This window comes from Aliiroseovarius sp. Z3 (assembly GCF_029105185.1).
GTDB lineage: Bacteria > Pseudomonadota > Alphaproteobacteria > Rhodobacterales > Rhodobacteraceae > Aliiroseovarius.
The window spans coordinates 552,228-570,810 of sequence record NZ_JAFMZK010000001.1 but is presented as its reverse complement, the minus strand read 5'-3'; the positions used below and the strand labels follow the sequence as shown (position 1 = coordinate 570,810).

The following is an 18,583-nucleotide window of genomic DNA, read 5'->3' as shown; positions in this document are numbered from 1 at the left end:
CGTGCGTCAGTCCTTGCTGGCCGCTTTCTTCTTCGCTGCGGGTTTCTTCTTGGCCGCAGCCTTTTTCTTCGCGGGCTTCTTCTTGGCGGCCTTTTCGGCGATCAGCGCCACCGCCATCTCCATCGTCACATCGGCGGCCTCCACGTCCTTGGGCAGGGTCGCATTGACCTTTTCCCATTTCACATAAGGCCCATAGCGCCCGTCCATCACATTCACCGCACCACCGTCTTCGGGATGTTCGCCCAGCTCTTTCAAGGGCTTGGCCGCCGCGCGACCACGCCCGCCCGGATTTGCGCGCTTTTCGGCCAGCATTTCCACCGCACGGTTCATACCGATTTCGAACACATCTGCCGGGTCTTTCAGGTTCACATAAACCGGCTTCGCCTCGCCTTCGGCTTGGTGCATGATGTAGGGGCCGAAACGCCCGAAGTTCGATTTAACTTCGCCACCATCCGGGTGCTCACCGACCACGCGGGGCAGGGACAGCAGGATCAGAGCCTTCTCAAGCGTGATGTCGTCCTTGGACCAGCCCTTGGGCAAAGAGGCACGAGGCGGCTTTTTGTTCTCTGGCGTGGGTTCGCCGCGCTGGACGTAAGGGCCGAAGCGACCGGCTTTCAGCCAGATCTCGTCGCCATTGTCTTCGCCCAACAGCCGCTCGCCGCCCTCGGCCCCTTCACCGGCGATGGGGCGGGTGTAGTTACATTCCGGATAGTTTCCACAGCCCACAAACCCACCGGTGCGCGAGGTTTTCAGGTGCAGCTTTCCGGTGCCGCATTTGGGGCAGATACGCGGGTCGGACCCGTCTTCGCGGGGCGGATACAGTTGGGGCGCAAGGGCGGCGTCCAGCTTGTCCAGCACCTCGGAAATGCGCAGCTCGGACGTCTCGGAAATCGCGGCCGAGAAATCCCGCCAGAAGCGCGCCAACACTTCCTTATAGCCCATGTCGCCCGCCGAAATCTCGTCGAGTTCCTCTTCCAAATTCGCGGTGAACTCGTATCCCACATATTTGCGGAAGAAGTTCATCAGGAAGATCGTCACGATCCGGCCTTTGTCCTCGGGGAACAGGCGGTTCTTGTCTTTGCGAACGTACTCGCGGTCCTGAATAGTGGTGATCACCGACGCATAGGTCGAGGGGCGACCGATGCCCAGCTCTTCCATGCGTTTAACCAGCGTCGCCTCGGTATAGCGGGGCGGGGGCTGGGTGAAGTGCTGCTCGGGCGAAATGGTCTTCTTGTCAGCCTTCTCGCCTTCCATGATCTGGGGCAGACGCTTGTCGTCTTCGTCCACCACCTGATCGTCACGGCCTTCTTCGTAGACTTTCAAGAATCCTTCGAAAACAACCACTTGTCCAGTGGCGCGCAGCACCACCTGCCCGTCATCCGAACCCACATCCACGCTGGTGCGTTCAAACCGGGCGCTTTCCATCTGGCTGGCGAGCGTCCGCTTCCAGATCAGGTCGTAAAGCTTGCGCTGATCGGGTTCCAGCTTGGCCAGATCGCTCGCGGACACGGTCATATCCGTCGGACGGATACATTCGTGCGCTTCCTGCGCGTTCTTGGCTTTGTTCTTGTAAATGCGCGGGTTGGCCGGGATGAAATCCTTGCCATAGCGATCCGAAATGGCATCGCGCGCAGCCGCCACAGCCTCGGGCGCCATGTCGATCCCGTCAGTCCGCATATAGGTGATATAGCCCGCTTCATAGAGGCGCTGGGCGGTCGACATGGTTTGCCGCGCGCCAAAGCCGAACTTGCGGCTGGCTTCTTGTTGCAGGGTCGAGGTCATGAAGGGCGGCGAGGGGTTGCGGGTGGCAGGCTTTGCCTCGACCGACTGCACACTCAGGTCGCGCGATGAAATCGCCTGAACGGCCAACTCGGCAGCGGTTTCGTTTTCAAGGTCGTACCGGTCGAGCTTCTGGCCGCCCAGAACCGTCAAACGCGCCTCATACTCCTGCCCGCGCGGGGTGGTCAGCAGCGCCTTGACCGACCAGTATTCACGCGCCTTGAACGCCTCGATCTCTTCCTCGCGCTCAACAATCAGACGCAGGCAAACCGACTGCACGCGGCCCGCAGAGCGCGCGCCGGGCAGCTTGCGCCACAACACGGGCGACAGGTTGAACCCCACCAGATAGTCCAGCGCGCGGCGGGCGAGGTATGCCTCGACCAGATCGCTGTCCACGTCACGCGGGTTTTGCATCGCCTCGGTCACGGCGGATTTGGTGATCGCGTTGAACACCACGCGGCTGACCGGCGTGTCTTTCTTGACTGCACGTCGTTTGCGCAGGGCTTCTTCCAAGTGCCACGAAATCGCCTCGCCCTCGCGATCCGGGTCGGTGGCGAGGATCAGGTTGTTGTCGTCTTTCAGGGCCTCGGCAATGGCGCGCACATGCTTGGCGCTATCGCGTCCGACCTCCCACGTCATGGCAAATTCGTTGTCGGTGTCGACGGACCCATCCTTGGGCGGCAGGTCGCGCACGTGTCCATAGGACGCCAGCACCGTATAGTCCGACCCAAGATATTTGTTGATGGTCTTGGCTTTGGCCGGGCTTTCAACGACGACAACGGGCATGAACTTCCTCTCGACTCAGGTACACCATGGAATAATGGCAGTCTTTCTGGAGGCGTTAGATGTGTTGTGAAGGGGCACCTTGTCAATGGGCACTCTTCTTATATAGGGGCGCATTCCGCCGCGCCCCCGTAGGGGGCGGAAAGTTGCAGGGCATTTTAGGGGGCGGAAGGAACAGATGTGGAACATGCTCTTCCCCTGCGGGACGCGCGTTGTTAAGAAGAGCCTATGAGCAGCATTGAGAATAACGACCTGATTGATGATTCCGATGACGGGATGGGCGCGCCGAACGTGCCGCTGTCGCAGCGGGCGATGGGGGCTGCTATGGGCGCGCGGACTGCGCCCTATATGGACGGCTTGAACCCGGCGCAGCGTGAGGCGGTCGAGGCGCTGAACGGTCCGGTTCTGATGCTGGCAGGGGCAGGGACGGGTAAGACCAAAGCGCTGACCACGCGGATCGCGCATCTGCTGACCACCGGGTCTGCGCGGACCAACGAAATCCTTGCTGTGACCTTTACGAATAAGGCCGCACGCGAGATGAAAGAGCGGGTCGCCGGGCTGCTGGGTCAGACGGTCGAGGGGATGCCGTGGATGGGCACCTTCCACTCGATTTGCGTGAAGCTCTTGCGCCGTCACGCGGAACTGGTTGGGCTGAAAACCAACTTCACCATTCTGGACACGGACGACCAAATCCGACTGCTGAAACAGTTGATCGTGGCCAACAATATCGACGAAAAACGCTGGCCCGCGCGGCTGTTGTCCGGCGTGATCGACAATTGGAAAAACCGCGCGTGGACGCCGGAAACGCTGCCTGCGTCCGAAGCGCAGGCGTTCAACGGTCGCGGGCCGGAACTATATGCCCAATACCAAGAACGGCTGAAGACGCTGAATGCTTGTGATTTCGGCGACCTGCTGTTGCACATGGTCACGATTTTCCAGCAGCACGAAGACATTCTGGCCAAGTATCAAAGCTGGTTTCGCTATATCCTTGTCGACGAATATCAGGATACCAACGTCGCCCAATACCTGTGGCTGCGGCTTCTGGCGGCGGGGCATAAAAACATCTGCTGCGTGGGCGATGACGACCAGTCGATCTATGGCTGGCGCGGCGCCGAGGTCGGCAACATCCTGCGGTTTGAAAAGGATTTTCCGGGCGCGAAGGTGGTCCGGCTTGAGCAGAACTATCGCTCGACCGCGCATATTCTGGCGGCCGCATCGGGCGTGATCGCGGGCAACGAGGGGCGTCTGGGCAAAGAGCTGTGGACCGAAGCCGAAGGCGGCGAGAAGGTCCGCCTGATCGGCCATTGGGACGGCGACGAGGAAGCCCGCTGGGTCGGCGAGGAAATCGAGGCGATGCAATCCGGCACACGGGGCATGGCGCCGAAATCACTGGACGACATGGCGATCCTTGTGCGCGCGTCCCACCAGATGCGCGCCTTTGAGGATCGCTTCCTGACCATCGGTTTACCCTATCGCGTCATCGGCGGTCCGCGATTCTATGAACGGCTCGAAATTCGCGATGCGATGGCCTATTTCCGCTTGGCCGTGTCGCAGGACGATGATCTGGCGTTTGAGCGCATCGTGAACACCCCCCGCCGCGGCTTGGGCGACAAGGCGGTGCAGACGATCCAGACGCTCGCCCGTACCAATGGTGTGTCGCTGGTCGAAGGCGCGCGTATTGCGGTGGACAGCGGCGCGATCAAGGGCAAGGGCGGCAAGGGGCTGGCCGAGCTGGTCGGGAACCTCGACCGGTGGTTCAACCAGCTGCGCGCCGAGGAAGACACCCATATCGAAATGGCCGAGATGATCCTTGAGGAATCGGGATACACCGAGATGTGGCTGAACGATAAAACGCCCGAGGCTCCGGGGCGGCTTGAGAACCTTAAAGAACTGGTGAAGGCGCTGGAAAGCTTTGAAAACCTTCAGGGTTTTCTGGAGCATGTCAGCCTGATCATGGACAACGACACGGAAGACGCGGAAGAGAAGGTCACGATTATGACCCTTCACGCGGCCAAGGGGCTGGAATATCCCGCCGTGTTCCTGCCGGGTTGGGAGGACGGGCTGTTTCCGTCCCAACGTTCGATGGATGAAAGCGGGCTGAAGGGGCTCGAGGAAGAACGCCGACTGGCCTATGTGGGCATCACGCGGGCCGAGGAGGTCTGCACGATTTCCTTCGCGTCGAACCGCCGCGTTTATGGTCAATGGCAGTCGCAGCTGCCCTCGCGCTTCGTCGATGAACTCCCTGAGGACCACGTGGAAGTGCTGACCGCGCCGGGCCTTTATGGCGGTGGCTATGGTGGCATGTCTGGTGATTTCGGCGCGTCGCCGCTTGAGGATAAAGCCAGCCGGGCGGATGCCTATAATTCTCCCGGTTGGAAGCGGATGCAGACCCAGGGGAACCTGCGTGCCAAACCCAGCCCGAACGAGGCGCGTGGGCTGGTAATCGACGCGACCGTCGTGTCGTCCTTCACCCAAGGCGACCGCGTGTTTCACACCAAGTTCGGCTATGGCACGGTGATGGGGATCGAAGGCGACAAGCTGGATATCGAGTTCGACAAAGCAGGCGCCAAGAAGGTCGTGTCGAAATTCATCGTGCCCGCCGCGCAGGCAGGCGACGTGCCGTTTTAAGCGCCTATCGGTCGGGCGGCGTCCAGTCCTTTTCGATGGCTACGTTGTGACGGCGCAGGCGCAGGGCCAGCCCGATGGATACCCCGACGCCAATGGCGATCGTCAGATCGGCAAACACCGTCAGCACCAGCGTCAACAGCAGCAGCACTCGGTCTGACATGCGACCCTGCATGTAGCCGCGCCAGTTCTGCGGCTCGCTCATGTTCCAAGCCGTCAGGATGAGCAGACCCGCCAGCGCAGGCATGGCAAGGTAGCCCGCCAGCGGGGCGGCGAGCAGCATAACCAGCAGAATGGTCAGGGCATGAACGATCCCGGCCACCGGCGTTCGCCCGCCCGCCCGCACATTGGTTGCGGTGCGCGCAATCGCCCCGGTGGCGGGCAGCCCGGCAAACAGGGCCGACCCGATATTGGCAAAGCCCTGTGCCAGAACCTCTGCGTTGGGGCGATGTTTCCCACCGATCATGCGGTCCGCGACCATCGCAGACAAAAGCGATTCGATGCTGGCCAGAAAGGCGATGACGATGGCCGATGGCAGCAGTTCGGTGATCCGCGCAAGGCTGATCTGCGGCAGGGACGGGGTGGGCAAGGTGCTGGGCAGGGGACCAAACCGCGAGAAGATCGTGTCGACCGGCAGCGAGGCCAATGCCACAAGGGCCGATGTGATCCCGACCGCAACGATCAGCCCCGGAAACCGAGGGGCAAGCCGTCGCAGAAAGACAATCAGCACCATTGTCACCAGTCCGATGGCCAGTGCTGCACCGCTGACCGTGTCGCGGGCGGCCCAAAGGGCGGCCATCTTGTGGGTGAACTCGGCAGGCACCTCGGCGATGGTCAGCCCAAACAGGTCCTTGATCTGGCTTGCCGCGATGATGATCCCAATGCCGATCGTGAAACCGTTGATCACGGGTTCCGGTACATAGGCAACAAGATTTCCCGCGCGCATCACGCCGGCAATCAACATGATGCCGCCAGCCATCAATGTCGCCAGAACCAGCCCGTCATAGCCGTATTCGGCAATGACTCCGTAGACCACAACGATGAATGCGCCGGTCGGCCCACCGATCTGAACGCGGCTTCCGCCCAGAAGCGAAATCAGGAACCCCGCGACGATGGCCGTCACCAGCCCCTTTTCCGGCCCGGCCCCCGAGGCAATGGCGATCGCAAGGCTGAGCGGAAGCGCGACCATTGCGACGGTCACACCAGCAACGAGGTCGCCAAGGAACTGGTCGCGGTCATAGGTGGCAAGTGTCGTCAGGATCTTGGGTTTCATGGGACGAGCTATGCCGCCCCGCGCGGGAAAATCAAGCGGTCTTCGCGCCCGCGTGGAAAGGGGTCGGCCTGCGAAGGGGCATTAGAATGGTGTTCTCAGCGCACGTGCAAAAGAAAACGGCGACGCCCGGGAGGAGGTGGGCGCCGCCGCTCTTATGTGAGGCGGGGCTCTGGGAGGAGGTAGAGACCCGTCGTCAGATGGTTTGGGGTCTGGGAGGAGGTAGACCCGTCACCGTATCGGTTCCGCCTCGGGAGGAGGTGAGGAAGAACCGGATCTTTGGGGGTGCGGCGACACCTGGGAGGAGGTAGGTGCCGCCGCGACCCACGAACCTTCCGGGAGGAGGAGGAAGGCCCGAAACTTTCAGATTGTGCGGCGGAACCGGGGAGGAGGTCGGTCCCGCCGCCAATCAAAGCCGCCACCTGGGAGGAGGTAGGTAGCGGCAAGGAAACTTAGTTGCCGTAAACGGCCATGCGAGCCACAAAACGGATCGACGAGCGTCCAAGGCCCAGATCGTTCAGCTCACGGTCGCTCAGTGCGTTCAGTTCGCGCACGGTTTCGCGATACTGCGCACGTTGCTCGAGCTGTTCTTTCCAAACGGCGATACGGGCGGCCATGCGGTCTGCAATGCTGACGGGGGCCGAAACGATTTCTGTTGCGTATGTCATATCTTCACTCACTTACATCTCATCCGCAGAACCCTGCGGGGCGGGGCGGCTGGGCCGCTGTTGTTTCTGTTGGCGCTCACATCGTCGCCTCGAGACACAAGATGGGGCCAATGCTGCAGATGCACAATACCTCGCTTAATCAAAGCCGGTATGCGGTTGGTGCATACATAAAAATGCCATAATATTAAACGTTTGCTGACATTTTGTGCGCTGACGCTAGGTAAATTGCTGCGGCGCAGAAGGCAAGATGTTGGCGTTAACTTTAGGTCAGCTATCGGGTGCTTATTTTTTACCCGGTGCGCTCAGATCCAAGGCGAGGTGTGCGGATCAAAGCCGTGATGCGGACGGCCCCCAGGGCGACTCACCGCAGGTCTGGGCGTGCGCGACGACCGGCATTTGGCACCAATCCCCTTGCACCCGCCGGTAAAGCTGCCAAGTAATGGGCGACACTGAAGGAGGCACGAATGTCGGATATGCGCGAGAAGATCATGGGCACCTTGTCCACCGTTGCCCTGCCGGATGGCGGGGATTTGGCTTCGCGAGACATGGTGCGTGCGCTGAGCATTGAGGGCGGGGCGGTAAGTTTCGTCATCGAAGCCCCGACGCCCGAGCAGGCCGCGGGGATGGAAGCCCAACGACGCGCAGCCGAAGCCGCTGTTGTTGCTTTGGACGGTGTCGAACGCGTGTCCGTCATTCTAACGGCGCATGGTCCGGCAAAAGCCGCCCCCCAACCACCCAATCTGAAGATCGGAGGGCATCCCAAGCCGCAAGCCGGGCCGCTGCCTGTGCCGGGCGTGGCGAATGTGATTGCCATTGCATCGGGCAAGGGCGGGGTGGGGAAATCCACGCTCAGTTCGAACCTTGCCGTGGCGCTGGCGCGTCAGGGGCGCAAGGTCGGCCTTTTGGATGCAGACATCCTTGGGCCAAGCCAGCCGCGCATGATGGGCACCAGCCAGCGCCCGTCCTCGCCCGATGGCGAGCAGTTGATCCCGGTCGAAGCGCATGGGGTCAAGATGATGTCCATCGGCCTTATGCTGAAATCCGACCGCGAGGCCGTGGTGTGGCGTGGTCCGATGTTGATGGGCGCGCTGCAACAGCTGATGTTTCAGGTCGACTGGGCGCCGCTGGACGTGCTGATCATCGACCTGCCGCCCGGAACGGGGGATGTGCAGCTGACTCTGGCGCAGAAATCCCAGATCACTGGCGCGATTATCGTGTCCACGCCGCAGGACGTCGCCCTTCTGGACGCGCGCAAGGCGATTGACATGTTCGACAAGGTCAAGGTGCCGATCCTTGGGCTGGTTGAAAACATGTCCACCTATGTCTGCCCCAATTGCGGGCACGAGGCGCATTTGTTCGGCCATGGCGGCGTCCGCGATGAAGCCGCCGAACTGGGTGCGCCGTTCCTGGGCGAGATTCCCTTGTCGCTGGATGTGCGTCTGGCGGGGGACAGCGGCACCCCGGCCGCAGCGGGCGCTGGTCCGGTGGCCGAGGCCTATGCGACGCTGGCTCGTGATTTGGTGGCGCGCGGCATCGCCTGATCGGGTCTGATAGGTTCTGGGTGGCCCGTGGGAAACCATGGGCCGTCTTGATTCTTCCCTTTTGTCAGTCCCATGGGAAACCATGGGCAAACGGCGAAAAGTCGCCGAATCAACGCAAATCACCGTTGGATTTCGTCGCCGGGGCAGGGGCTACGTGCGATTGCTTCGCCTGAATTCGCGACTGCCGGGATAGTTTTTCGGGAAATTGTGGGACTTTTTTGTGCTGCACATGCAGCACTATATTTAGTGCTTATCACAACCAATTTCCGCTAGGTGTCGCGCTATGTTGGCGGAAACACACGCTACATGTTGTTTTTGACACCCCTGCAGAACAATATCTGGGCAGTATTTCCCATAAAAATCTATTGCGTCCCACGATTTCCCAAGCTATCCCTAAATACAAGATGAGGACGGGACATAAGAGGCAACAAGACCTCGTGACACTCCCAAGTCAGGTTTCATACAGGCACCCGCTTCATCGTAACGAAAGAGATCCGGCGCGAACGCGAGCAGACATCCCCCCAGGTGGCGCGCGCAGCTGGACACCCGGAAACGGGACAGGCGGCGGATTGGGCAGTGGCAGCAGCTCAATCCGCCGTTTCTATTCCAGCCCCACGGTTTCGGGGCAGGGCAGTGAAGTGGGACAGTGAAGGAGCCGCGCAAGTGGCACGCAGGTTCAGAGGTGAAAGCCACCACAAGGTGGACACGAAGGGCAGGGTTTCGATCCCGGCCCTGTTTCGCCGTGTGCTTGAGGCTGGCGACCCCGACTGGACCGATGGTCTGAACCCCAACATTGTCATCGTTTACGGCGACCATCGCCGCAACTATCTTGAATGCTATACTATCGAAGCGATTGACGAGGTCGATCAACAGATCGCCCAATTGCCGCGCGGCTCGGTCGAGCGTCGCGCGCTTGAACGCATGTTCAACGGTCAATCGCTGCCGACCACGGTGGATGAAACCGGTCGTCTGGTGTTGCCTGCCAAGCTGCGCCAGAAAATCGGACTTGAGAACGAAGCCTTCTTCATCGCCACCGGTGATACGTTCCAGATCTGGAAGCCCGAGACTTACGAAAACGTCGAAATGGCCAAGGCCGAGGCATGGCTGGACAGCCAGCCCGAGGATTTCGATCCGCTTACCTTGTTGGGCGGAGGAGCCACATCAGGCGGGGATGGATGATATGACCGACCCGGCTGCCACCGAAAAACGTCCTCACATCCCAGTCTTGCTACGGCCGCTTTTGGAAGCGGTCGCGCCTGTTTCTGGCGATTGGGCGGATGGCACGTTCGGGGCGGGGGGCTATACCCGTGGATTGCTCGACGCCGGGGCCGACTGGGTCTGCGGCATTGACCGTGACCCGATGGTGTTCGACATGGCCGCCGGTTGGGCAGCGGACTACGGCGATAGGCTGACCCTTTGTGAAGGCACGTTTTCCGACATGGACACGCTGGCCGGACGCCCGTTGGATGGCGTGGTTTTGGACCTTGGCGTCAGCTCGATGCAGTTGGATCAGGCGGATCGCGGGTTTTCCTTCATGCGCGACGGGCCGCTGGACATGCGGATGAGCCAATCCGGCCCCACTGCTGCTGACATCGTTAATCAGGCGGATGAAGAAACGCTGGCCGACATCCTGTATCACTACGGTGAAGAACGCGCCTCGCGCCGGATTGCGCGTGCGATTGTGAAGACGCGGGCAGAGGCACCGTTTGAAACCACACTGCAACTGGCAGGTGTGGTTGAGAAGTGCCTGCCCCGCTCGAAACCCGGTCAAAGCCATCCCGCGACCCGGTCGTTTCAGGCGATCCGCATCGCCGTGAATGACGAGTTCGGGCAGTTGATCGACGGACTTGAGGCCGCAGAACGTGCGCTGAAACCCGGCGGCAAGCTGGCGGTTGTCACCTTCCATTCGATGGAAGACCGCGTCGTGAAACGGTTTTTGCAGGCCCGCGCCTCCGAAGGCGGTGGCGGGTCGCGCTATGCCCCACAAGAGGCCGCGGAAACGCCGCGCTTCAAACTGACCCCGAAGAAGGCCATTGCGCCCGACGCTGACGAGCTTTCCGAAAACCCACGCGCCCGGTCGTCGCGCCTGCGCGTGGCCACCCGCACGGATGCACCTTCCGGCCCGTCCGACCGGCGCAAACTTGGCCTTCCACCCCTTGTCTTCAAGGATAAATCATAATGCGTAGCTTGCTTTACATCACATCTGCCCTGGTCGTTATGGCGCTGGCCTATTGGGCTTACTCCGAGAACTACAAAACGCAGGCATCGCTTGATCGGGTCGAGGAGTTGCAGCGTGAAATCGGACAGATGCAGGAACAACTGGCAGTGCTGCGCGCCGAATGGGCCTATCTGAACCGCCCCGACCGGCTGCGAGATCTGGCCGAGCTGAATTATGACCGTCTGGGCCTTCTGCCGCTCGCGCCCGAGCAGTTCGGGCGGGTCGACCAGGTGGCCTATCCCGACGAGGATTTGCCGGAAATCACAGAAACCTTCGATGTTTTTGGGGAGATTGAACAATGACCCGTGTCCCCCTGCGCCCGCTCGCCCGTATTCTTGATGCCCGCGCCAAGGGTGAAAATCCCGATGCGATTGAACGCGAGAACCTGCGCCACCGGCATGAAGAAATCCGTGACCGGTCGCGGCTGCGCTCGGAAGGGCGGCTGTTGGTGATGGCGGGGCTGTTTCTGTGTGCCTTTCTGGTGGTTGGCGGGCGGATGGCGATGCTGTCCTCGACCGAGCCGCAGGAGCCGCGCGCGCAGGCGTCGGGGTCGGCGATTGCCACCGCGCGGGCCGATATTGTCGACCGGCAGGGGCGCATTCTGGCGACCAATCTTGTGACCCATGCGCTTTACGCGCAGCCACCCTTGATGGTGGACCCGTTGCGGGCCGCTGATGAGCTTGTGAAAATCTTCCCTGATCTGAAGCGCGAACGCTTGATCAAGGACTTCACGGGCGCCCGCAAGTTCCTGTGGATCAAGAAGAAACTCAGCCCCGAACAAAAACAGGCGGTGTTTGACATCGGCGAGCCGGGGCTTCTGTTTGGCCCGCGCGAGATGCGGCTTTACCCGAATGGCAAGCTGGCGGCGCATGTGCTGGGCGGGGCCAGTTTCGGTCGCGAAGGCGTCAGCGCCGCCGAAGTGATCGGCGTGGCGGGTGTTGAAAAGCAGTTCGACGACTATTTGCGCGACCCCGCCAATGGCGACAAGCCGCTGGAGCTGGCGATTGATCTGACCATCCAAAGCGCGGTTGAGCGGGTGCTGTATGGCGGCATGAAGCTGATGAATGCCAAGGGTGCTGCCGCAATCCTGATGGATGTGCATACTGGCGAAGTGGTGTCCGTGGTCTCGCTGCCGGATTTCGATCCCAACAAACGCCCGCGTGTTCTGACCAAGGGCGATCAGTCTGACAGCCCGTTGTTCAACCGCGCGGTGCAGGGTGTCTATGAGCTTGGATCGACCTTCAAGATTTTCACGGCTATTCAGGCCATGGATCTGGGGTTGGTGAACGCCAACACGATCATTGACACCGGTATCCCGATGAAGATCGCGGGCTACCGGATCGGTGAATTCAAAAACAAGAATTACGGCAAGCTGAGCGTCGCGGACATCATCGTCAAATCCTCGAACCGAGGCACCGGGCGGATGGCGCTTGAGATCGGGCCAGAACGTCAGCAGACCTTCCTGCGATCGCTGGGCATGTTCGACCGCACCCCGTTTGAGATCGTCGAGGCGCGCGGCTCGCAACCGCTTTTGCCCAAGAACTGGGGCAAGCTCAGCTCGGTCACGATTTCCTATGGGCACGGGTTGTCCTCGACCCCCATGCATCTGGCGGCGGGTTACGCGGCGATTGCCAATGGTGGGTTCGCGGTAAAGCCGACGGTGCTGAAACAGGATCGTATCGCACGCGGGCCGCGGATCATGTCTGCGACTTCGGCCGCTTCGGCACGCGACATGTTGCGCAAGGTTGTCACCGAAGGCACCGCCTCGTTCGGCGAAGTGAAGGGATACAAGGTGGCGGGAAAGACCGGAACCGCCGACAAACCGCGCCCCCAGGGCGGCTATTACGACGACAAGGTGATCAATACGTTTGCCAGCATGTTTCCGGCCGACAATCCGAAATATGTTCTGGTGGTCACGCTGGACGAGCCGGTTGAGACATCCGGTCCAAAACCGCGCCGCACCGCTGGCTGGACCGCCGTTCCGGTGGCGTCTGAAATCGTGCGCCGGGTCGCCCCGCTTCTGGGTTTGAAACCCGAGCCGGAACCCATCGTTGAATCCCTTGCGGCAAGTGGGGTAACACTCACCTCGAACTGATCTGGATGGGCCGAACTGACATGGGTGCTGAGACGAAGACGAAATCCCTGGCTGAACTGGGGCTAAGTGCCCGTGGCGGCAAAGAGGCCGAGATTACCGGCCTGTCCGTCGACAGCCGCAATGTGAAGCCCGGACATTTGTTTGCCGCCTTGCCGGGAACAAAGGTCCATGGGGGCGAGTTCATTCAATATGCCTTGCGCATGCAGGCCGGGGCGATCCTGACCGACCCCGAAGGGGCGAAGATCGCCAAGGCTGAGCTGGACGCATCGGACGCCGCCTTGGTCGTCACCGAAGACCCGCGCATGGCGCTGGCCTATGCCGCAGCCCTTTGGTTTGGCGCGCAGCCGGAACACGTGGTTGCGGCGACCGGCACCAACGGGAAGACCTCGGTTGCCAACTTCACCCGCCAGATATGGACCCTTCTGGGGATCAAGGCGGCCAATCTGGGCACCACCGGGGTCGAAGGAGCATTTACCGCGCCACTGGCCCACACCACGCCCGAACCGATCACCCTGCACAGGGTGCTGGCTGACATGGCGGGTGCAGGCGTCACTCATGCGGCGATGGAGGCGTCCTCACACGGGTTGGCGCAGCGCCGACTGGACGGGGTGCGCCTGATGGCAGCCGCATTCACGAATTTTACGCAAGACCATCTGGATTACCACGAAACCTTCGACGAATACTTCGCCGCCAAGGCCGGGCTGTTTGCCCGTGTCCTGCCGGAAGGCGGCACCGCCGTGGTCAACATGGACGACCCCAAAGGGGCCGAGATTGCCACCATCGCCGAGGCGCGCGGTCAACACCTGATCCGCGTCGGGCAACACGATGATTGCGAGCTTCGATTGAAAGCCCGCCGCTTTGACGCCACGGGGCAAGAGCTGATGTTCACGTGGAATGGTGTGGCGCACACAGCGCGGTTGGAACTGATCGGTGGATTTCAGGCAGAGAACGTGTTGGCGGCAGCGGGGTTGGCCATTGGCTGTGGAGCAGAACCCGCGCATGTGTTCGACACGTTCAAGGATCTTGAAACCGTGCGCGGGCGGATGCAACTGGCGGCGACTCGTGAAAACGGGGCAGCGGTGTTCGTTGACTATGCCCACACGCCTGACGCCCTGAAAACCGCACTGCGCGCCATGCGCCCACATGTTCTGGGTCGGCTGGTGGTGGTGTTCGGGGCGGGCGGTGATCGCGATACCTCGAAACGCGCGCTGATGGGGCAGGCGGCGGCAGAAAATGCAGATGTGGTGTTCGTGACCGATGACAACCCGCGCAGCGAAGATCCCGCCGCGATCCGCGCCATGGTGATGGCTGGCTGCCCCGAGGCGGTGAATGTCGGTGACCGGGCCGAAGCGATCCTGCGAGGCGTCGATGCGCTGGGGCCGGGCGACGCCCTGCTGATCGCGGGCAAAGGGCATGAGACTGGACAGACGGTTGGGGATGACGTGCTGCCCTTTGACGATGCCGAACAAGCCTCGGTCGCCGTGGCGGCGCTTGAGGGGCGGCTGGCATGACCTTGTGGCGAGACAAGGATGCCGCCAATGCAACTGGTGGGCAGGTGCAGGGGAGCTGGTCGGTTGACGGTGTGTCGATTGATACGCGCACCATCCAGCCCGGCGATCTGTTCGTTGCCCTGAAAGACGTGCGCGATGGGCATGAGTTCGTGACCCAAGCACTGGAAAAGGGCGCAGGCGCCGCCATGGTCAGCCGTATTCCCGATGGCGTTCCCTCCGATGCGCCCCTGTTGATCGTTGACGATGTCTTGGCCGCGTTGGAGGCGCTGGGGCGTGCAGGGCGCGCCCGCACGCAGGCGCGCGTGGTCGCGGTGACGGGATCGGTCGGCAAGACATCCACCAAGGAAATGCTGCGCGCGGTTTTGTCGTCACAAGGCCGCACCCATGCCGCCGAGGCCAGCTATAACAACCACTGGGGGGTGCCGCTGACGCTGGCCCGCATGCCCGAGGATACAGAGTTTGCAATCATCGAGATTGGAATGAACCATCCGGGTGAGATCGGCCCGCTGGCGCGCCTGACGCGACCAGATGTGGCCATGGTCACCACCGTCGCCGCCGCCCATCTGGAGGCCTTCGACGACCTTGCCGGGATCGCTCGCGAAAAAGGCGCGATTTTCGAAGGCTTGGAACCCGAAGGCATCGCCGTGATCAACGGAGATCTGGACACGACACCAGTTCTTGCGGCGTCCGCCGATGGGCATGACATCGAATGTTTCGGCGAAGGCGACGGCAATGACCACCGGTTGACCCATGTTTCGCTGACGCCCGATGCCACAATCTGCAAAGCAATGATCGCGGGCGAGGAGCAGTTGTTCAAGATCGCGTCGCCCGGGCGACATTTCGCGATGAACGCGTTGGGCGCGCTGGTCGCCGCGCGTGCGCTGGGCGCGGATGCGACGTTGGCCGCGCGGGCCATGACCCAATGGCAACCGCCAACCGGGCGCGGCACACGCGAAGAAATCATACTGGACGCGCCCGAAGGCCTGTCCGTGACCCTGATCGACGACGCGTTCAACGCCAACCCAACCTCGATGGCCGCCGCATTGGAGGTTCTGGGCGCCATGCAGCCCGTAAACGGTGTGGGTCGCATCCAGAAAGGCCGCCGCATCGCCATACTGGGCGACATGCTGGAGCTTGGCCCGGACGAGGTCCAGCTGCACGCCGATCTGGCCGATCTGCCGTTTATCCCGGCCATTGATCAGGTGCATTGCGTGGGGCCACGGATGCAGGCGCTCTGGGCGCGATTGGACGGGGATCAGCAAGGGCTGTGGGTCGACACCGCCGCCGGCATGTCAGCGCAGGTGCACCGGCTGATCGACGCAGGTGACGTGGTGCTGGTGAAGGGGTCAAAAGGCTCTTTGGTATCTCAAACAGTTGACGCGATCCGCAAAATGGGTCAATCGCTTCGTTAATTCCAAAAAGGGACCCACTATATGTTGTATTGGTTGACCGAGTTCTCGGATGGTGGCGATGTTTTCAACCTGTTTCGCTATATCACTTTCCGATCCGGCGGGGCCTTTTTCACCGCCCTTGTCTTTGGGTTCATTTTTGGCCAACCGCTGATCAATATCCTGCGCCGCAGGCAGGGCAAAGGGCAGCCGATCCGTGATGATGGCCCGGAAAGCCATAAGGAAAAGCAGGGGACGCCAACGATGGGCGGCTTGCTTATCCTGTCGGCGCTTCTGGTTTCGACCTTGTTATGGGCGCGGCTGGACAATCCCTATATCTGGATCACGCTATTCGTCACCTATGGCTTTGGATTGATCGGGTTTGCCGATGATTACGCCAAAGTCTCCAAAGCGACGACCGATGGGGTGTCGGGCAAGCTGCGCATGGCGCTGGGGCTGCTGATAGCAGCGATTGCGGGCTATCTGGCGTCGATCTGCCACCCCGAGGGGCTCCAGTTTCAACTGGCCCTGCCGTTCTTCAAGGATACGCTTTTGAACATGGGGATGTTCTTCATTCCCTTCGTGATGATCGTCATCGTCGGTGCCGCCAATGCGGTGAACCTGACGGATGGTCTGGACGGGTTGGCGATCATGCCGGTGATGATCGCAGCAGGCACATTGGGTGTGATCGCCTATGCGGTCGGCCGTGTCGACTTCACCGAATATCTGGATGTCCACTATGTGCCGGGCACGGGCGAGCTGTTCATCTTTACCTCGGCGCTGATCGGCGGCGGGCTGGGCTTTCTGTGGTACAACGCCCCACCGGCTGCGGTTTTCATGGGCGACACCGGATCGCTGGCTCTGGGTGGCGCGCTTGGCGCCATTGCGGTTGCCACTAAGCACGAGATCGTGCTGGCCATCGTCGGCGGTCTCTTCGTGGTCGAGGCATTGTCGGTCATCATCCAGGTGCTCTATTACAAACGCACCGGGCGCCGCGTGTTCCTGATGGCCCCGATCCACCACCATTTCGAACACAAGGGATGGCAGGAACCACAGATCGTCATCCGCTTCTGGATCATTTCTCTGATCCTGGCTCTGATCGGGCTGGCGACGCTGAAAGTGCGCTGACCCCGCTGTTTCTTCTGGCCTGAAATATCCTGGGGTGAGGCGCGCGTATGCGCGCGCCGAGGGGCAACGCCCCTTTCCTGTGCCGCATCAGGCGGCAAGGGCTTTCGTTTCCGCGCGCTCTGGTCTAGCCATGATGTAACGAAGGTGGAGGACGCGGATGATCCCGGTCAAAGGATATGAAGGGCAGAAGGTTGCGGTTCTTGGGCTGGGACGGTCCGGGCTTGCCACGGCCCATGCGTTGGAAGAAGGCGGGGCCGAGGCGCTTTGCTGGGATGACAGCCTTGAGGCCCGCGACCGCGCCGAGGGGCAGGCTTTGATCCTGCACGATCTGACCCGCGCAGATGCCTGGCAAGACGTTGCCGCCCTGATCGTCAGCCCCGGCATTCCCCATCTTTACCCTGAACCCAACAAGATCATCGCCGCCGCGATGGAGGCAGGCGTGCCGGTCGATAATGACATCGGGCTGTTTTTCCGCAGCTTCGCAAGTCACGATTGGGACAGTTTCGACACCATGCCCAAAGTGGTCGCGATCACTGGCTCGAACGGGAAATCGACGACCTCGGCGCTGATCCATCACATTTTGGAACAATCCGGTCGACCGACGCAGCTGGCAGGCAATATCGGGCGTGGGGTCCTGGATATTGACCCGGCCCATGATGGCGAAGTCGTGGTATTGGAACTGTCCAGTTACCAGACCGATCTGGCGCGCGCCCTGACCCCGGACGTGGCCGTTTTCACCAACCTGTCGCCCGATCATCTGGACCGGCATGGCGGTATGGGCGGCTATTTCGCCGCCAAACGCCGCCTGTTTGCCGAAGGTGGCCCCGACCGCGCCGTCATCGGTGTGGACGAGGCCGAGGGCGTGTATCTGGCCGGCCAACTGTCGGAAGGGCCGTCGGATGATCGCGTCATCCGCATCTCGGTGGATCGCAAGTTGACCGGGCCGGGTTGGCAGGTCTTCGCGCGTAAAGGGTTCCTGGCGGAATACCGCAAGGGCCGTCAGGTGGGGTCAATTGACCTGCGCAAGATCAAGGGCTTGCCGGGCGCCCACAACCATCAGAATGCCTGCGCCGCCTATGCCGCTTGCCGCACGCTGGGCCTGTCGCCAAAGCAGATCGAGACCGCGTTTCATGCTTTCAAGGGCTTGCCACACCGGTCGCAACTGGTGGGGGAAAAAGGCGGCGTGGCCTTCGTCAATGACAGCAAGGCAACGAATGTGGACAGTGCACGTGCGGCGCTTTCCGCGTTCCGCAACATTCGATGGATAGCAGGCGGATTGGGCAAAGACGGTGGCATCGAAAGCCTGACCGCCGAGGATTTGTTGGGCGTCACCAAGGCCTATCTGATCGGTCATTCCGCCCGCGAGTTTGCGTTGCAGTTGGGTGATGTGCCGCACGAGGTCTGTGAAACGATGGCGCAGGCGGTGACGCGCGCCGCCGAGGAAGCCCAATCTGGTGACACCGTTCTTCTGGCTCCCGCCGCCGCCAGCTTTGATCAGTATCCGGACTTCGAAAAACGCGGCGAGGATTTCACGCAACGGGTTGCCGTGCTTTTGTCCCTCGGCTAGGTCGCCTGTA

Annotated in this window: 13 protein-coding genes; 10 read left to right on the top strand and 3 right to left on the bottom strand. The window is 61.4% G+C overall.

All coding sequences use genetic code 11. From position 1 onward, the window contains the following. Positions 1–6 precede the first annotated feature (6 nt). On the bottom strand, positions 7–2,565 hold the full coding sequence (topA, locus tag J3R80_RS02835; RefSeq protein ID WP_275392225.1) for a type I DNA topoisomerase: 2,559 nt from the start codon (positions 2,563–2,565) through the stop codon (positions 7–9). A gap of 309 nt (positions 2,566–2,874) precedes the next feature. Here topA and J3R80_RS02830 point away from each other — a divergent pair, with 309 nt between their 5' ends. Continuing rightward, positions 2,875–5,190, top strand: coding sequence for a UvrD-helicase domain-containing protein (locus tag J3R80_RS02830; RefSeq protein WP_275392266.1), 2,316 nt, complete (start codon positions 2,875–2,877; stop codon positions 5,188–5,190). Positions 5,191–5,194: 4 nt separating this feature from the next. Here J3R80_RS02830 and J3R80_RS02825 read toward each other — a convergent pair whose 3' ends face one another. Then, entirely contained in the window at positions 5,195–6,460 is a 1,266-nt protein-coding gene (locus tag J3R80_RS02825) for a SulP family inorganic anion transporter (protein ID WP_275392224.1), read from the bottom strand. 449 nt (positions 6,461–6,909) lie between these two features. Beyond that, entirely contained in the window at positions 6,910–7,125 is a 216-nt protein-coding gene (locus tag J3R80_RS02820; RefSeq protein WP_275392223.1) for a DUF1127 domain-containing protein, read from the bottom strand. Positions 7,126–7,589: 464 nt separating this feature from the next. Here J3R80_RS02820 and J3R80_RS02815 point away from each other — a divergent pair, with 464 nt between their 5' ends. From J3R80_RS02815 to murD, 9 genes are all read left to right on the top strand, one after another. After that, a complete protein-coding gene (locus J3R80_RS02815; protein ID WP_275392222.1) occupies positions 7,590–8,666 on the top strand; it encodes an Mrp/NBP35 family ATP-binding protein in 1,077 nt (358 codons plus the stop codon). A 663-nt stretch (positions 8,667–9,329) separates the two neighbouring features. Further along, positions 9,330–9,845: a division/cell wall cluster transcriptional repressor MraZ gene (gene mraZ, locus J3R80_RS02810; RefSeq protein ID WP_275392221.1), complete on the top strand. Its 516-nt coding sequence runs from the start codon at positions 9,330–9,332 to the stop codon at positions 9,843–9,845. Position 9,846: 1 nt separating this feature from the next. After that, the gene (gene rsmH / locus J3R80_RS02805) at positions 9,847–10,845 is read left to right on the top strand and encodes a 16S rRNA (cytosine(1402)-N(4))-methyltransferase RsmH (protein WP_275392220.1); all 999 of its coding nucleotides are present in this window, start codon (positions 9,847–9,849) and stop codon (positions 10,843–10,845) included. Continuing rightward, positions 10,845–11,186, top strand: coding sequence for a cell division protein FtsL (locus tag J3R80_RS02800; RefSeq protein ID WP_275392219.1), 342 nt, complete (start codon positions 10,845–10,847; stop codon positions 11,184–11,186). Before rsmH ends, J3R80_RS02800 begins: the two co-directional genes overlap by 1 nt. Beyond that, a complete protein-coding gene (locus tag J3R80_RS02795; RefSeq protein WP_275392218.1) occupies positions 11,183–12,979 on the top strand; it encodes a penicillin-binding protein 2 in 1,797 nt (598 codons plus the stop codon). The genes J3R80_RS02800 and J3R80_RS02795 overlap by 4 nt, the downstream gene beginning before the upstream one ends. Positions 12,980–12,999: 20 nt before the next feature. After that, positions 13,000–14,490: a UDP-N-acetylmuramoyl-L-alanyl-D-glutamate--2,6-diaminopimelate ligase gene (locus tag J3R80_RS02790; RefSeq protein WP_275392217.1), complete on the top strand. Its 1,491-nt coding sequence runs from the start codon at positions 13,000–13,002 to the stop codon at positions 14,488–14,490. Then, complete coding sequence (gene murF / locus J3R80_RS02785; protein WP_275392216.1) at positions 14,487–15,902, top strand: UDP-N-acetylmuramoyl-tripeptide--D-alanyl-D-alanine ligase; 1,416 nt, start codon at positions 14,487–14,489, stop codon at positions 15,900–15,902. Before J3R80_RS02790 ends, murF begins: the two co-directional genes overlap by 4 nt. Positions 15,903–15,923: 21 nt before the next feature. Then, a complete protein-coding gene (mraY, locus tag J3R80_RS02780; RefSeq protein WP_275392215.1) occupies positions 15,924–17,006 on the top strand; it encodes a phospho-N-acetylmuramoyl-pentapeptide-transferase in 1,083 nt (360 codons plus the stop codon). Between the two features lie 157 nt (positions 17,007–17,163). Continuing rightward, positions 17,164–18,573 (top strand): UDP-N-acetylmuramoyl-L-alanine--D-glutamate ligase, encoded by a 1,410-nt coding sequence (gene murD / locus J3R80_RS02775; RefSeq protein ID WP_275392214.1) that lies wholly within the window; start codon positions 17,164–17,166, stop codon positions 18,571–18,573. Positions 18,574–18,583 lie beyond the last annotated feature (10 nt).

What these genes read in the sequence shown, in the direction of transcription:
- topA (WP_275392225.1), bottom strand. Translation starts at nt 2,565, where the DNA reads ATGCCCGTTGTCGTCGTTGAAAGCCCGGCCAAAGCCAAGACCATCAAC.
- J3R80_RS02830 (WP_275392266.1), top strand. Translation starts at nt 2,875, where the DNA reads ATGGGGGCTGCTATGGGCGCGCGGACTGCGCCCTATATGGACGGCTTG.
- J3R80_RS02825 (WP_275392224.1), bottom strand. Translation starts at nt 6,460, where the DNA reads ATGAAACCCAAGATCCTGACGACACTTGCCACCTATGACCGCGACCAG.
- J3R80_RS02820 (WP_275392223.1), bottom strand. Translation starts at nt 7,125, where the DNA reads ATGACATACGCAACAGAAATCGTTTCGGCCCCCGTCAGCATTGCAGAC.
- J3R80_RS02815 (WP_275392222.1), top strand. Translation starts at nt 7,590, where the DNA reads ATGTCGGATATGCGCGAGAAGATCATGGGCACCTTGTCCACCGTTGCC.
- rsmH (WP_275392220.1), top strand. Translation starts at nt 9,847, where the DNA reads ATGACCGACCCGGCTGCCACCGAAAAACGTCCTCACATCCCAGTCTTG.
- J3R80_RS02800 (WP_275392219.1), top strand. Translation starts at nt 10,845, where the DNA reads ATGCGTAGCTTGCTTTACATCACATCTGCCCTGGTCGTTATGGCGCTG.
- J3R80_RS02795 (WP_275392218.1), top strand. Translation starts at nt 11,183, where the DNA reads ATGACCCGTGTCCCCCTGCGCCCGCTCGCCCGTATTCTTGATGCCCGC.
- J3R80_RS02790 (WP_275392217.1), top strand. Translation starts at nt 13,000, where the DNA reads ATGGGTGCTGAGACGAAGACGAAATCCCTGGCTGAACTGGGGCTAAGT.
- murF (WP_275392216.1), top strand. Translation starts at nt 14,487, where the DNA reads ATGACCTTGTGGCGAGACAAGGATGCCGCCAATGCAACTGGTGGGCAG.
- mraY (WP_275392215.1), top strand. Translation starts at nt 15,924, where the DNA reads ATGTTGTATTGGTTGACCGAGTTCTCGGATGGTGGCGATGTTTTCAAC.
- murD (WP_275392214.1), top strand. Translation starts at nt 17,164, where the DNA reads ATGATCCCGGTCAAAGGATATGAAGGGCAGAAGGTTGCGGTTCTTGGG.